This is a genomic window from Citrifermentans bremense, assembly GCF_014218275.1.
GTDB classification, from domain to species: domain Bacteria; phylum Desulfobacterota; class Desulfuromonadia; order Geobacterales; family Geobacteraceae; genus Geomonas; species Geomonas pelophila.
On the sequence record NZ_AP023213.1, the window covers coordinates 2,530,337 to 2,544,166 of the forward strand.

A 13,830-nucleotide genomic window follows, 5' to 3' on the forward strand; every position below is an offset into this window, starting at 1 on the left:
CCATTTCAAAGCTGTGTGCCGGTTGCCCGATGCTGCCACCGGGTAATCCCCTCGTTGGCTTCCTATCTTCTGTGTAGCCCGCACTCTTTGTGCTCCGGATTCTCCCACCACCAGCGGCCGGCCCTGGCGTCCTCTCCCGGCTGTACCGCGCGGGTGCAGGGGGCGCAGCCGATGGATCGGTATCCCTCTTTCAACAGGCGGTTTTGAGGAAGCCGATGCACCTGCACGTAGGCCTGGAGCTCCTCTTCGTTCCAGTTAAGCAGCGGGTTCAGCTTCAAGATGCCGCCGTTTAAGTTGTCGAGTTCTATTGGCTTGAGATCTACGCGGGTCACGTTGTGTTCCCGGCGCATCCCGGTGATCCACCCGGAGAGCCCCTGAAGGGCCCGGCCCAGCGGCTCCACCTTCCGGATGTGGCAGCACTCGTGGCGGTTATCGAGCGACTCCCTGAAGGAGAAGAGCCCTTTCTCCCTTTCCAGCTTTTCGACCGCTTCATGCAGCGGGAAGTACCAGTCGATGGAGATGCCGTAGCGCTGGGAGATGGCATCGGCGACCTCGTAGGTCTCCTCGTTGAGCCTCCCGGTGTCCAGCGCGAAGACGCCGATCTCCAGACCGGCGGCCTTGGCCAGATCGATGATGGCGACGTCCTCCAGCGAAAAGGAGCAGGCAAGTTTGACCGGGCCCTGCGCGGCTTCGAGCCCGAGGCGGAGTATATCCTGCGGGGACGCGTTCGGGGAAAGTTCAGGAACAGATTTCATAGCGGCTTCCTTTGCCAGGGTGTTACAGGAGCGGCACTCCCCTCACCCTTTAATTTCGTTGTTCACCTTGTACAATATGTAACCAAAGTAGTCAAGAAAAATTTATTCAATTGTCACACGTCAAAGTAGTGTTTACAGACAGAACAGGATAAGAGATGCAGCAAAGGCCAAGGTCAACCACGTTAAATTACTATCGCGACAGGGTTTTTAAACAGGCAACCATCCGTTATCTTCTTGGAGATCATCTTGAGGAATTATCGAAGATCGGGAATATTCCACAGCTGCGGGTAGGGTAAATCAGCTGTGGGAGGTGGGCTACAGGGGCAACATGTTACCCCTGCATACAGGTAAACAATCTAAAATAATGAATAGGAAGCTTTCAGAGATCAAGCCGACAGTTCCGGTTCATGGAGGACCCGGGTCCGCCTCCAGGCGCCGAAACGAAAGCGCAGGGACCAGATCAGCGCGGTGACGAAAACGAAGAAGGTGGCCAGGGTCCATTCTGCAACCAGCCCCGGCATGGTGTGGTCGATGAGCCACAACAGCACCAGGAAGCCGGCTGAAGAGTAGAGGAAGGTGCGGGCAATCCAGCGGGTGTCCCCCGCCGAGGCGAGCACGCAGCCGATCATGACGTTGGCTGCATCGAAGAGGCAATAAAAGGCTACGAACTTCATGATCAGGGCCCCAGCGGCCACTATGGCGGCAGCGTCACTTCCCTCTCCGGCAAATAGCGTCATGAGGGGCGCCGACGCCGTGGCGAAGAGGACCGCCATGACCAGCATCCACACCTCGCAGATCAAAAGCGACTGCCAGGCGATGGCCGGGACCTGGTCGTCCTCCCCTGCCCCGCGGGCATGGCCGACCAGGATCCCTGCGGCCTGACCCAGCCCCAGCGCCGGGAAAAAGGCGAGTCCGTTGATACGGAAGGCGATGCTTGAGGCGGCAAGCTCCACAGTCCCCAGGCGCCCGATCGCCACCAGGAAAAGGGTCCACGCGGTAAGTTCGCCGCTGATCCTGAGCCCCATGGGGGTGGCAAGGGCGAGGAACCGGCGCCATTCCAACCAGTCAAGGCGCCGGGCGATCCGGTCCGAGAAGCCTCCGCCGAGGGCGAAGATGCCCAGGTAGAGCACGGCGGCAACGGCCTGGGCGCTTACGGTAGCAGCCGCCGCCCCGGCAATACCCATCCGCGGAAAGCCCCAGGCGCCGAGGACGAGCCCCCAGGCGAGCAGCGCGTTGACGATCAAGGAGATGAAGGTCACCACCGTGACCACGGCAGGGCGCCCTATTCCCGAGAGCCACCCCGCGAGCGCCGAGCCGAGCACGGGGAACAAGGATCCGGCCATGCAGAGCAGGAAATAAACCTGCTCGTCGCCTGAAACCTGCGGCTCATGCCCCGCCAAAAGGAAAAGCTGCGCCAGGGGCCAGGCGCAGGCAAGTGCCAGGATTCCGGATGCGATTGAGGTGTGGATGCCGAGCCAGGCAGACCTGCGGACCCCGCCAGCGTCGCCCCGCCCGTGATTGTGGGCAACAAAGGTCCCGGCGTAACCGGCGGTCCCGAAAAGGAACCCCTGGAACAGGATGACCGCGAGCCCGGAAGGACCGATCGCCGCCACCGCCGCGCTGGAGTGCCGTGCCAGTATCAGCGCGTCGATGATCTGCATCAAGGTTATGGTGGAAGTGGAGAGGATCATGGGGCCTGCAAGTTTCAGCAGGCGCGGGATATGGTTCTGTTTCATACCGGCAATGTACCTCATCAGGTTCGGCACTGTCGAGCACTAAGGCCCTCTTTCCAAAAACAAGGTCGGCTTCCACCGGCATGCAATGCAACAGGTGAGATTTTGCGTTGCCTTCTCAGCACGATTCGGATAAATTCACACAATTAGCTAAAGAATCCTGAGCAAGTGAGTCGCACAATAAAGGAGGAAATAAAAGCTATGGACCGTAGGGTAATGAGGAAGTCGTTAGCCGCTTTGTCACTGACGGCGCTGGCTATGACACAGACACTGTGGGCAGCAGAACAGGCGTCGTCTGCGAAACAGAAGGACGTTAAGTCCTGTTCGGTCTGCCACAAGCCCGTGGACGGGCAGATGCGGGCCTTCTTCGACCAGGTTGCGCTCAAGTCGGACAGCATCCAGCTAAAGCTCGACAACTCCTTCGAGGTGGTGAAGTTCGACGCGGAAGAGCTCAAGGTCATCAATGGCTCCGACCCGAAGAACGTGAAGAAGTCTCTGAAAGACATCAAGAAGGGCCACGAGGTCAGGGTGGCTTACGTCGTCGGGGCGGACGGCATGAAGCAGATCTCGGAGATCTCCATCAAGCCCGCCATGAAGGTGCCTGCGGAAAAGCAGGTGAAGGTCGAAGAGGTGGAAAAACTGTTGTCGGGAAAGGTGAAATACACCCTGGTAGACGCCCGTCCCCCGGTAAAGTTCCAGGAGGGATCGATCCCGACCGCGATCAACATCCCGCTCCCTGCTTTCCAGAAGAACCTGGACAAGCTCCCCAAGGACAAGGGGGAGTTGCTGGTCTACTTCTGTGCCGGAGTCACGTGAGCGCTCAGTCCCTCTTCCGCCCGTGAGGCGGAAAAAGCCGGCTACACCAACGTGAAGATCTTCCACGACGGAATGCCCGAGTGGAACAAGAGAAATTTCACCGTCCTGAGCGCGCAATCCCTCAGGGAGGGGTGGCTGGACAAAGAGGTCTCGTCCGTGCTGGTCGACCTGCGTCCCGAGAAAGAGGCCAAGGCCGGCCACATCAAGGGGGCGGTAAACCTGAATCCCGAAGCCGTTATCGCTGCGCTCAAACCGTTCAAGGAGCAAAAGCCCCCTATCGTGATCTATGACTCCAAGGGGGAAGGAAGCGCGGAGAAGGTCGCCACGGCGCTCGTGAAGGCAGGGTTCCCGGGACCGCGGGTCCTTTCCGGCGGTTTTGCCGCCTGGCAGGGAGCGAAGCTGGCCGTCGAGGCTGAAGCCCCGGCAACGAAGATCGCCTATGTTCCCAAACCCAAGGCCGGCTCCATATCCGTTGCCGAGTTCCAGGCGCTGGCCAAGGCGCTCCCGGAAAACGTTTTGATCGTCGACGTGCGCGGTGGCGACGAGGTCGAGAAAGGGATGATCAAGGGGGCGAGGAACATCCCAGCCGACGAAGTCGCCTCGCGGCTGGCCGAGATCCCCAAGGAGAAGGAGCTCGTGCTGCACTGCACGACCGGCGCCCGGGCGGAGATGGCGTACAACATCCTGAAAGACAAGGGGTACAAGGCGCGCTTCCTCGACGCCAGCATCACCGTCGCCAGCGACGGCGGGTTCCAGATCAAGTAGGCCCTCTTGCGGTCAACTGAAAAACGCCTCGACGGCTGCCCGTCGGGGCGTTTTTGTTCCAGGCGTCACCCTGTCTGGTTCGCCGGTTTCCACTCCCGCGGGTTTTGCTGAATCGCCAAGAGGAGGATGGGATCGAGCTTGAAATTCTTGTAGATGTAGTGGCTGGTGACTTCCTGAGCCTCCTCCTTGCGTTGTCCGAACCGGTCCGGTGGGGAGCAGCGGTACTCGATGAAGGAAAGCGTCGCAGGATTGAATAAAAGAGTGGCGGACCATCCTCTGCGCAGGGAACTTCGACCTACAGCGATATCGATCGCAGAGTCCAGTTTCAGCACTTTGGCTTCGCCGTTCATTGCAGTGTAACTGCATGTCCTCATAGGCCCGACCTCCTGGATTATTGTCGCCAACATCCTGAACCTGGTCATGAGCAGCCCGAAACAATAAAAGCCCACCAAAAATGAAATGGCAGGCTCTGACTGGCCACTTCGACAACCCCTCTTTCCAGAATGCTGGACAGGTGGCTTTGCGTCCCCAGGTTACCCTGGGTTTGCCTTTTCGTGTGTATGAGTTTTCCGTCTGGATATGGATACGATAATTAGCAGCAATTGTCAATCAGGATGTGACTGGGCGTCTATGACATTCCCGCCTCGTTTTGTGACTTTCCCCTCCGCCCCTTCGCCACGGCAAAGCAAAAAATAGGTAGCAAAATAATAGATAGCATGCTACCTATTATGCATGACCCAATCACCAACAAAGAAGATCACCAAGAACAACCTCCTCTTCCACCTGGGGTTACTCACCAGGAACTGGCGCAAAGTCCTGAACGCGGATTTCCAGAACTGCGGCCTCACCGAAGCCACCTGGCGTCCGCTTCTGCATCTCAGCCACCTGGGCGACGGCATCCGCCAGAAGGACTTAGCCGCCTCGGTCGGCATCGAAGGGCCGTCCATGGTGCGCCTCGTCGAGACCTTGATCGCGAAGGGGCTGGTACACCGGGCGGAGGACAGGACCGATCGCCGCGCGAAACTGCTTTCGTTGACCGACATGGGGCACTCGATGGTCGCGCGCATAAGGGAGACCGTCGTCTTCCGGGAGGAGCAACTGCTGAACAATTTCAGCGGGAGTGAACTGGAACAACTGACCTGTTTGGTGGAAAGGCTGGAGACGGCTGTAGCGGACGCGAGGCAGAAAGGCAAATGATGCAGTTGCCTGAACTGATTCCTGCCGTTAGAGCCGCGGTCGCCGCACTGGCAGCTCTGGCTGTCGCCCACCTGCTCCGCCTCGAGAATCCCTACTGGGCCGCCATGACCGCGCTGATAGTGGTGCAACCCACGAGGGCTCTGCTGTTCGAGAAGAGCTATTACCGCCTGATCGGCACAGCCATCGGCTCCGCGGCCGCCTGGCTCCTGCTGCTCCAGACCGCTTCCCCGCTGGTTCTGACCGCTGCGCTTTCCATCTGGATCGCCGCATGTGTCGGCGTCGGGAACCTGCTCCACGGATTGCGCTCTTATGCCGCATTGATGGCCGCATGCACCTGCGCTGTGATCGCCATGAGCGGCTACCAGAACCCAGGTCACGCAGATGACCTCGCTTTCGGCCGGGTCGCCTGCATCATCATCGGCATACTGGTCACCACCTGCGTCACCGCCCTTTTCACTCCTCGCCACAGCATGGACGACTTGGACCGGCGCCTCACGCACGTTACGGCAGATGCGGTGCGCTGGCTGGGCCTGCTGGGGTGTGCCCGGAGCCAGGCCGCAGCGGAACTGGAACAGGAAATCCTCCGCGAGGCGGCGGATATCGAGGCGCTGCTGGATGCCGGCGGGATGAGCGCCTCGTTCAAAAACCACAGGCGGAACGCCAGAAGCCTGCTGGGCGCCCTACTTTCGTTGCTGGCGCTGGGAAGGCTCGACGCCGAGCCGCCGGTCCGACAGGAACAAGGGAGCGCGGCGACGAAGTGGAGAGAAGCGTGGGGCCGGCAGCTTCAGGAGCTGGCGGCAGGACTGGAACGCGCCCCGATATCTGAATGGTGCCGGAAGGTAAAAGCCGTGGCTGCCGAGACGGGGCTCCACCTTCCCCAGGTGGGACGGGCCCTCTACGATCTTGCCGGGGCCAACGAGGTCGTCCTCGACCATGGCATGTACGATGGAGCGAAGGAGCCCGCTTACCACCTGATCCGCCATCGGGACCGGCAGGAGGCCGGCCGCGCCGCCGTTCGCGGGGGGCTCGTCATCGCCGTCGTCGGTCTCGTCTGGTCGCTGACCGGCTGGAGCAAAGGGCCGCTCATGCTCATGGCGCTCTCCATCATGATCAGCATCTTCTCCAACAAGGAGCACCCGGCGATGTTTGTCGGCAACATCTTCATCGGTGCGGCGACCGGGTCTGCGCTAGCCGTATTCTGCCGCGTGGTGCTGCTCGACGGAGTGAGCGGTTTTACCGAAACCGTCGCAGTCATCGCCCCTTTCATACTGCTCGGCGCCTACGCCATGCAGCATCGCCGTACCGTGATACCAGCCACGGATGCCACCCTCTTTTTCATCTTCGTGATCCAGCCTGGGGTGCCGGTGACCATCGCCGCAGCCGACCTTGCTATCGGGGCCGTCGCCATGGTGTCCGGAGTAGCCGCCGCCTATATCGGCTACACCTTACTGGTCCCGGTCAACCCGGCCATACGCAGGCGCTCCCTTTTGGCTGCCATAGCAAAAGACGTGGCACGGATGTCAGCCAATGAACAAGGCGTTGCGCCGGCACGCATCCGGGCCAAGCTGCAGCACCGTGTGCTGAGACTCCTAGCCCTGGCGAAAAGCTGCGATACAAACCGCGTAGCCGTGGTCTCCGGGGCCATCGCGCTTCTAGCGCTTACCGCCTCCATCGAGCGGCTGCGCCAGAAACTGCAACATGACGAGTTCCACCCGGAGGACGCCCGGCAGACACGGGAGAAGCTTGCCAGGATATCCGGCGCCGCACGCAAGCCTCCTGTGCAAAGCTGCCTGCTGCACCCCTGGGCGGATGCACTTTCCGCCATCATCGCCCCTTTGCCGCCAAATCAAGCTGAAGCAGAGCAAGAGCCGGCTGCCATGGGATCAGAGATCGTGCTGGCCATCTGACGAGGGTTCATCCGGCCAGCCCCGCACGAGATAGACAACAAAAAGGAGTCAAAATGGAAATCGCAGGAAAAACAGTCTTGGTGACCGGCGCCAACGGCGGGATCGGCCGTTCCCTGGTCGAGGGTTTGCTTAAAAAAGGGGCCGCCAGGGTTTACGCGGCGGCAAGGAGCATCGAAGCAGTAGCGGAGCTCTCAAGGATCGACGCCCGGGTGGCGGCCGTGAGGCTTGAGGTCACCCACGCCACCAGCGTAACTGCAGCAGCGGATCACTGCCCGGACGTGGACCTTGTCATCAACAACGCAGGTATCAACCGATGTGCCGGGTTTCTGGCGGAAAACGCCATCGAGAACGCGCGCCAGGAGATGAAGGTGAACTACCTGGGGACGCTCGCCATGTGCCGCGCCTTCGCCCCAGCCCTCATCGAGCGCAAGGGGTGCATCGTCAACGTCTGTTCCGTGATCGGGCTGGTCAACCTCCCGGTCAACGGTACCTACAGCGCCTCGAAGGCGGCGGTGCACTCGCTGCTGCAGGGGATCCGGGCCGAGCTGGCGCCGCGCGGGGTCAAGGTGCTCGGGGTCTATCCCGGCCCTGTCGGCACCAGGATGACCTCCGGTCAGGAGATGCCTAAGGCGACTACCGAGGAAGTGGCGCAGGCGATACTGGAGGGAATAGAAAAGGAGCAGGAGGAGATATATCCCGACGCGATGTCGCAAGAGGTTTCTGCGGCCCTTTTGCAGGCACCCAAGGAGGTCGAGCGGCAGTTCGCCGCCATGATTCCCGGCTAGAGTAACCGTTCAGGGGGGGCGGCTAAAGCGTTAGGGCGACCAGCGCGACCACCCGCCGCCTCCCCTGCGAATCCCCCATCACCTGGAGCGGGAGCTCTTTGGCGCCCGCCGCGGCCTCCTTGCGCTTTATACCCATCCGGTCCACGACCAACGCCTCGCTGCCGGCCCAAAGATGCAGCTCGGCACTCCCCAGCACGTCGGCCACCAGGGCCAGGTAGAGGTCGAGCACCTTGTCTTCCTTCCCTATCTCCAGCAGCTGGGCCTCGATCTGGGCCAACTTATCTTCGACTTCCGCAGCGTCGATTTTCTCGTCGCCGCTCTCATCGAACCCCCATCCGCCGCGGTGCAAAAGCGCAAGCTTCGACTCCAAGAGGGTTCGGTGCTTCTCGAGCTTGCCGCGCCTCATCTTGGTCTCGGTGATCATCCCCAGAGCGATCTCCAGCAGGTGATCGTAGGCGCGACGCTTGAGCTGGTACCGTGTCTGCTCCTCGCTTAAAGACACGTCCAACAGCCGGTGCGATTCGAAGCTGACACTGACCTGCGGCACGTCGCGGAGCACCACTTCCCCGGACACCTCCGCGCCCAGGGTCGCCCTCTCGCGCTTTTCCATCAGCAAAAGGGCGAAGGCGTGCCCCCCCTCCCCATTGTTTTTCCTCAATTCAGCAAGGCATGGATCTCTCTCCAGGAACCGCTCGAGATCGGCAGCGGAAATGAAAAAGCTACGCAGCAGTGGATCGCTGTCGTAGCTTTTCCGGTCCAGGTTCACCGGCGGGCCGGCCTGGTCCACCAAAGAGATGACGTGGTCGATGGCGTGCAGGACTGCGGGGCGCAACTTCTTCTTGTAGCCGGAAACGGCCCGTATCCAGGGGTCGGTGCCGTCTACGGCGCGCTCGATGGCGGCCTTCACCAGGGATTCCGGAACCCTGCCATGTTGCGGATTTCTGCGAAAGATCGATTTGAAGAACCTCAGCAACTGCTACCTCCGGCCTGACGATGCTAAGCTCACTCTTTCCCCTCTTCCTTGCCTTGCTGTACGTCGTACTCCCTTTTCATGGTGTACAGGGTCCGCAACAACTCGTATTCGAACGGGGAGCCGGTCTGGCGATACCGGAAAGGGATCCGATGCCGCCGGTCGACTGCGTTGACGCCGGTGTAGGTCGTGGTGAAGGTGCTGTTGTTGATCCAGGCTATAGGCCCGGCGTAGACAAAGGTGGCGGTATCGGCAGCAAACCCGCCGGTATCCCTGACGTTGGAGGCGCCCAGGACCGGCAGCATCAGGTATGACCCGTCGCGCGTGCCGTAATGCCCGAGGGTGAGGCCGAAATCCTGGCTCTTTCGTTCCAGCCCCCACTTTGTCGCCGGGTCCCACAAACCGGCGACACCTACCGTGGAGTTGACCAGGAAACGCCCCAGCGTGACGCCGGCGGCCTTGAACTTGAACTGGAACAGGTTGTTTGTCAAGTTCGTAATTTCGTTGAGGTTGTCGATCGCGTTGGAAACACGGTCCTCCAGGTAGTTGGGCATGATGATCTCGTAGCCGCGCACCACGGGACGGTAGAGATATTCGTCGAAGTAGTAGTTGAAGAGGTAACTGCCACGGTTGAAACCCTCGACGGAGTCCTTCACGTCGAGCATGTTGTGCGTCCCGGGCTTGACCAGTTCCTCGTACCTGCGCAGCGGCGGCTCGACAGGCCCCGGCCCCGCCTCGGGAAGCGTGCTGCAGCCGGATTCAAGCATCAGCAGCATCAAGCCGGCGATCACCATAGCGGCTTCGCGTCGCGTTTTCATTGCGCCACCTCCTTGCCGTTCAGGAACTCGACCATTGAAGCAACCACGCTTGGGTGGAACATGTTCCCCATGTGGCCGCCGCTTGGGTAGATCCGCGCCCGGTCCCCGAAGAGCTGCTGCAGGTAGGCGATGTTCCCGGGGACCAGGATCACGTCGTCCTCGTTGTGAATCAGGGCGATCTTTTTCGAGCTTTTCAGGTACTGGTCCAGGTAGTGCAGGTCCTGTCGCGCCAAGAGCGCCTGGCGCGTCAACCCCGGCGCCTTCTTCTGATAATGCGGGAAGAGCCACTCATCGAAGTAGTCGACGAACCTGGTCTTGTAGGCGACGATGGCGTAGCGGGTGAGCGAGGTGGTGGAGGTGAGCCGGACGTTTTTGGGGACGATGTACCCTCCCCCGTTCATCACGTCGGCGGTGAAGATCATGTCGGCCGCGTTCATCCTGGAGGTAAGCCCGATCAGGGCGGCAAGGTTCGCTTCGCTTGGCTGCAGCCGCTTGTAGGTGCGGTACATCGATTCGCCGCTCAGCCCCCCCGGCTCCCAGGCCTCGTTGATGTGCATGGTCTCGGTGAAGATGTCGTGGAACCAGGCGTCGAAGTTGTCCATCCCGCCGGGGACGTTGTCGACCAGCAGCTGATCCAGCACCTGGACCGAATCGTAGAGGCTGACCGGCGGGTTGATCAGGAGCACCCTCTTGAAGTTGAAATGCTTTTGCTCTTCGTCGAGTTTCGACACGAACGCGGCATTGAAGGCGCCCAGGCTGTAGCCTGCAAGGCGGAAGTCGGAAACGGCGATGTCGCCGCGCACCTCCTGCCAAGCGAGCTCCATCACCCGGTACAGGTCCTTCGCGTCGTCCTCGGCTATCCCGGGAAGAGCCGAGGAGGCGTTCACCACGAAATCCATGTGGGTCGGAGAGGTGATGGAGAGGACGTGGAACCCTGCCTGATACAGCGCCTTTTGCAGCTTCTGCATCCGCGGAACGTCGTAGCGGGAACCGGAGCCGGCGATCAGGAAAACCAGCGGCGCCTGGTGCTCCTGGTAGGCGAGGCTGCATCCGAGCCCTTTTTCGTACCAGAACACCCCCGGTATATCCCTTTTTGGGAACGGCCGCACCACGAACTCGCGCAGCGGCACCTTCATCGGGAGCGATACCTCGAACTCCTTCGGAAGTTCCATCACCGTCGCCTCGTACGGGTTCACGAACGGGTAGAAGTACGGTGGCGGGGCCGCCGCGGCGCGGGACGCGAGACAAAGGGACCAGAAAAGTAGCACTGCCGCCGTGAAGCGCATCATGATCTACCTCCTGAGAGCGTGCATCAGGGAACGAGCCCTGCCTCCTTGAAGTAACGGACAGCGCCTGGGTGAAGCGGAATGACGCCCACCCTCGCCGCGTCACGCGGGGAGAGGTCGTGGAGGATGGGGTGCTGGCGGCGGAACAGGTCGAGGTGCGTCAGCACCTCCCGCACCACCGCATACACGTTTTCCTCGGGCTGATCGGCCGAGGTGAAGAGAACGGCGCGCAGGCCGATGGTAGGAACCTTGCCGTCTACCTCGACCTTGGGATAGAAATTGGTGGGGATGGCTACGGCCATAAGCAGCGGGTTGTGGCTCACCACCTGCTGGATCAGGGCGTTGTCCAGGGATATCAGGGTCACCTTGCGCTTGCCTGTGCTCGCCTCAAGCACCGTCAGGTTTGGATGGCCGACGATGCAGAGATAGGCGTCGATTTCCCCTTTTTGCAGCAGTTCAGGAGCGATGGCGGTGGAGTGCTCCGAGGTGACGACCTCGCCCGGGTTCAGGCCGGACATCTGCAGCAAGGTGCCGGCATAGGTGTTGTCGATGGAGCCCGGGGCTCCGATGCTAAGCCGCTTTCCCTTCAAGTCGCTGACCTGCCTGATGCCGCTGTCGACGGCCGCGACGATGGTGACGCTCTCTACGTAGAGCCCCATCACCGCGCGCAAACCGGTGCGCGCCTTCCCTTCCCAGGGGCGCACCCCCTGCGTGGCCCGCCTCAAGAGTTCGGTCTCGGCGATGCCGAAGGCGGCCTTGCCGTCGGCGACCTGGTCGATGTTGGCCACAGACCCTGGCGAGGCGACGGTGGCGAGCCTCACCCCGTTTCGGGCGCTGCTGTTGTTGAAGACCTTTGCTATGGCGCTCGCGGCGGCATAGTAGGAACCGGTGGTGGTCCCGGAGGAGATGGTGAGGGAGGGATACTGGAAGGCGGTGAGAGAAGTAGGGACGGACAGCGCGGTTGCTGTCACGATGAGCAGCGCCAGTAAGCGCGGGTACCGCCGGTGCCGGATCATAGGCAACGCCCTCCTGCCGTTCTATCGTTAGTTGAATGACCCTAAGTGTTATAGCATCTTTTTCCTTCAAGTCAGTGCCGCATGAGAAAGTGCACCAGGTTAACCGGCCACTCCGGTTGCGGCTCGTCCACAAGGTTGTAGTAAGCGATCACCAGGGCTATGAAGGCGATGAAAAGGTAGAGCGCGATTCTTCTTCTTGACACGGCTTCCCTCCTGAAGCGGCCCTGAAAAAAAGGACCGGGACTTTGATGTCGAAGCCAAAACGCCGGGGAGCCTCCTGACTGGAAGTTCCCCGGCATGTTCAGCGACTTGGGTAGTAATGAGTGAGGTACCGCTCAGGCCGGAGCAAAGAAGACTACTTGCTCCCACCTCCAAGGACCCGGTAGAGCGTAACCTGGTTGCTCAGCCGCACCAGGCGCGCCGTGATCAGGTTCTGTTGGGCGGTGTAGAGCGAGCGCTGAGCGTCGAGCACGCTCAGGTAGCTGTCGATCCCGGTCTGGTAGCGGGCCTGCGACAGGCGGTAGGTCTCGGCGGTGGCGCCGGTCAAAGACTGCTGCGCCGCAACCTGCTCGTCGATGGTCCCCTGCTGCGCCAGTGCATCTGCGACTTCGCGGAACGCGGTCTGGATCGCCTTTTCATACTGGGCCAGCGCTATGTCGCGGTCCGCCTGTGCCACCTGCAGGTTCGCCTTGTTGCGCCCCCCCTCGAAGATCGGGACGGTGATCCTCGGCGCGAAGCTCCAGGCGAAGTTGCCCGGCTTGAAGAGGCCGGTTAACTGGTCGCTGCCGAAGCCGACGCTGGAGGTCAGGGTGATGCGCGGGAAGAACGCGGCGCGGGCGGCGCCGATGTTGGCGTTGGCCCCGCGCAGAAGGTACTCGGCCTGCAGGATGTCCGGGCGTGCGAGAAGGACGTCCGAAGGGAGCCCCGGGGCGAGGTCTTTTATCGGAGTCAGGTTCTCCGAGAGCGAGCTGGGGAGCAGGTCGCTCCCGACGCCGGAGCCGACCACAAGGTTCAGCGCGTTCATATCCTGCGCCACGAAGGTGGTGAAGCGGGCGATGTCCACCCGGGCGGCATCGACGCTCGTCTGCGCCTGCTGAAGGTCGAGGGCCGAGGCCACCCCGGCTTCGAAGCGGCTGCGGCTCAGGCGGTAAGACTCCTGCTGGTTGGCCAGGGTGTCCTTGGCGAGCTTGAGCCGGTCGAGATCGGAGGCGAGGGCCAGGTAGGCGGTCGCCACCTGCGATACCAGGCTGATCTGGACGCTGCGGCGCGCCTGCTCGGTGGAGAGGTACTCCTCGAGGGCCTGGTCCTTCAAGCTCCTCACCCGCCCGAAGAGGTCGAGCTCGTAGGAGCTGATCCCCACCCCCACGTCGTACTGGTGCACCGTCCGCCCATTCCCGTTTTGAGAGAGGTCGTCCGGGGTCCGCTGGACGCTTAAGCCGGCGTTGCCGTCGACCTGCGGCAGGAGGTCGGCCCGCTGGATCTGGTAGAGGGCGCGGAAGCGCTCCATGTTGAGCACCGCCACCCGCAGGTCGCGGTTGTTGTCCAGGGCAAGCCCGATCACCTTGCGCAGTTGCGGGTCGAGGAAGAAATCCTGCCACGGGACCTCAGCCAGAGGCTTTTGCTCGGCCTTGGGCTGCTGCCCCTCCTTGTAGGACGGGCCGGTGGGCCAGGCGCTAGGAACCGGGGGCGCCGGTTTTTCGTATTTGGGAGCCATGGAGGCGCACCCCGCAAGGAAGAGGAGCGCGCCCAGGGTCAGTGATCTGGTGGTCGAACGTTTCATCT

Annotated in this window: 13 protein-coding genes and 1 riboswitch; of the genes, 4 read left to right on the forward strand and 9 right to left on the reverse strand. The window is 61.5% G+C overall.

The window, feature by feature from the left end:
• Positions 1 to 62: 62 nt before the first annotated feature.
• Both GEOBRER4_RS11170 and GEOBRER4_RS11175 read right to left on the reverse strand, forming a co-directional pair.
• Positions 63 to 755 carry a phosphoadenylyl-sulfate reductase gene (locus tag GEOBRER4_RS11170; protein ID WP_185242360.1) on the reverse strand — a complete coding sequence of 231 codons (693 nt, stop codon included), beginning with the start codon at positions 753 to 755 and terminating at the stop codon, positions 63 to 65.
• Positions 756 to 1,141: 386 nt separating this feature from the next.
• The gene (locus GEOBRER4_RS11175; protein ID WP_185242361.1) at positions 1,142 to 2,491 is read right to left on the reverse strand and encodes an MATE family efflux transporter; all 1,350 of its coding nucleotides are present in this window, start codon (positions 2,489 to 2,491) and stop codon (positions 1,142 to 1,144) included.
• A 198-nt stretch (positions 2,492 to 2,689) separates the two neighbouring features.
• Between GEOBRER4_RS11175 and GEOBRER4_RS11180 the strand changes: the two genes are divergently transcribed.
• Positions 2,690 to 4,069, forward strand: coding sequence for a rhodanese-like domain-containing protein (locus GEOBRER4_RS11180; protein WP_185242362.1), 1,380 nt, complete (start codon positions 2,690 to 2,692; stop codon positions 4,067 to 4,069).
• A 65-nt stretch (positions 4,070 to 4,134) separates the two neighbouring features.
• Here the strand turns inward: GEOBRER4_RS11180 and GEOBRER4_RS11185 are convergent, their stop codons facing one another.
• The gene (locus GEOBRER4_RS11185; protein WP_185242363.1) at positions 4,135 to 4,443 is read right to left on the reverse strand and encodes a hypothetical protein; all 309 of its coding nucleotides are present in this window, start codon (positions 4,441 to 4,443) and stop codon (positions 4,135 to 4,137) included.
• A 107-nt stretch (positions 4,444 to 4,550) separates the two neighbouring features.
• Positions 4,551 to 4,628, reverse strand: a riboswitch (cyclic di-GMP riboswitch).
• Between the two features lie 173 nt (positions 4,629 to 4,801).
• On the opposite strand from GEOBRER4_RS11185, the gene GEOBRER4_RS11190 reads away from it, so the two are divergent.
• The 3 genes from GEOBRER4_RS11190 to GEOBRER4_RS11200 are packed head-to-tail and all read left to right on the forward strand — an operon-like array spanning position 4,802 to position 7,958.
• A complete protein-coding gene (locus GEOBRER4_RS11190) occupies positions 4,802 to 5,266 on the forward strand; it encodes a MarR family winged helix-turn-helix transcriptional regulator (protein WP_185242364.1) in 465 nt (154 codons plus the stop codon).
• A complete protein-coding gene (locus GEOBRER4_RS11195) occupies positions 5,263 to 7,173 on the forward strand; it encodes an FUSC family protein (protein WP_226377763.1) in 1,911 nt (636 codons plus the stop codon). The genes GEOBRER4_RS11190 and GEOBRER4_RS11195 overlap by 4 nt, the downstream gene beginning before the upstream one ends.
• 53 nt (positions 7,174 to 7,226) lie before the next feature.
• On the forward strand, positions 7,227 to 7,958 hold the full coding sequence (locus tag GEOBRER4_RS11200) for an SDR family oxidoreductase (protein ID WP_185242365.1): 732 nt from the start codon (positions 7,227 to 7,229) through the stop codon (positions 7,956 to 7,958).
• Between the two features lie 22 nt (positions 7,959 to 7,980).
• Here GEOBRER4_RS11200 and GEOBRER4_RS11205 read toward each other — a convergent pair whose 3' ends face one another.
• From GEOBRER4_RS11205 to adeC, 6 genes are all read right to left on the reverse strand, one after another.
• Positions 7,981 to 8,931, reverse strand: coding sequence for a hypothetical protein (locus GEOBRER4_RS11205; RefSeq protein ID WP_185242366.1), 951 nt, complete (start codon positions 8,929 to 8,931; stop codon positions 7,981 to 7,983).
• A 29-nt stretch (positions 8,932 to 8,960) separates the two neighbouring features.
• Positions 8,961 to 9,746 carry an MlaA family lipoprotein gene (locus GEOBRER4_RS11210; RefSeq protein WP_185242367.1) on the reverse strand — a complete coding sequence of 262 codons (786 nt, stop codon included), beginning with the start codon at positions 9,744 to 9,746 and terminating at the stop codon, positions 8,961 to 8,963.
• Positions 9,743 to 11,035, reverse strand: a complete 1,293-nt coding sequence (locus GEOBRER4_RS11215) for an alpha/beta fold hydrolase (RefSeq protein WP_185242368.1) — start codon at positions 11,033 to 11,035, stop codon at positions 9,743 to 9,745. Before GEOBRER4_RS11215 ends, GEOBRER4_RS11210 begins: the two co-directional genes overlap by 4 nt.
• A gap of 23 nt (positions 11,036 to 11,058) precedes the next feature.
• Positions 11,059 to 12,048 (reverse strand): TAXI family TRAP transporter solute-binding subunit, encoded by a 990-nt coding sequence (locus tag GEOBRER4_RS11220; RefSeq protein ID WP_185242369.1) that lies wholly within the window; start codon positions 12,046 to 12,048, stop codon positions 11,059 to 11,061.
• A 71-nt stretch (positions 12,049 to 12,119) separates the two neighbouring features.
• Entirely contained in the window at positions 12,120 to 12,251 is a 132-nt protein-coding gene (locus tag GEOBRER4_RS20235; RefSeq protein ID WP_264177083.1) for a hypothetical protein, read from the reverse strand.
• Positions 12,252 to 12,403: 152 nt separating this feature from the next.
• Positions 12,404 to 13,828 (reverse strand): AdeC/AdeK/OprM family multidrug efflux complex outer membrane factor, encoded by a 1,425-nt coding sequence (adeC, locus tag GEOBRER4_RS11225; RefSeq protein ID WP_185242370.1) that lies wholly within the window; start codon positions 13,826 to 13,828, stop codon positions 12,404 to 12,406.
• Positions 13,829 to 13,830 lie beyond the last annotated feature (2 nt).

What these genes read in the sequence shown, in the direction of transcription:
- GEOBRER4_RS11170 (WP_185242360.1), bottom strand. Translation starts at nt 755, where the DNA reads ATGAAATCTGTTCCTGAACTTTCCCCGAACGCGTCCCCGCAGGATATA.
- GEOBRER4_RS11175 (WP_185242361.1), bottom strand. Translation starts at nt 2,491, where the DNA reads ATGAAACAGAACCATATCCCGCGCCTGCTGAAACTTGCAGGCCCCATG.
- GEOBRER4_RS11185 (WP_185242363.1), bottom strand. Translation starts at nt 4,443, where the DNA reads ATGAGGACATGCAGTTACACTGCAATGAACGGCGAAGCCAAAGTGCTG.
- GEOBRER4_RS11190 (WP_185242364.1), top strand. Translation starts at nt 4,802, where the DNA reads ATGACCCAATCACCAACAAAGAAGATCACCAAGAACAACCTCCTCTTC.
- GEOBRER4_RS11195 (WP_226377763.1), top strand. Translation starts at nt 5,263, where the DNA reads ATGATGCAGTTGCCTGAACTGATTCCTGCCGTTAGAGCCGCGGTCGCC.
- GEOBRER4_RS11200 (WP_185242365.1), top strand. Translation starts at nt 7,227, where the DNA reads ATGGAAATCGCAGGAAAAACAGTCTTGGTGACCGGCGCCAACGGCGGG.
- GEOBRER4_RS11210 (WP_185242367.1), bottom strand. Translation starts at nt 9,746, where the DNA reads ATGAAAACGCGACGCGAAGCCGCTATGGTGATCGCCGGCTTGATGCTG.
- GEOBRER4_RS11215 (WP_185242368.1), bottom strand. Translation starts at nt 11,035, where the DNA reads ATGATGCGCTTCACGGCGGCAGTGCTACTTTTCTGGTCCCTTTGTCTC.
- GEOBRER4_RS11220 (WP_185242369.1), bottom strand. Translation starts at nt 12,048, where the DNA reads ATGATCCGGCACCGGCGGTACCCGCGCTTACTGGCGCTGCTCATCGTG.
- adeC (WP_185242370.1), bottom strand. Translation starts at nt 13,828, where the DNA reads ATGAAACGTTCGACCACCAGATCACTGACCCTGGGCGCGCTCCTCTTC.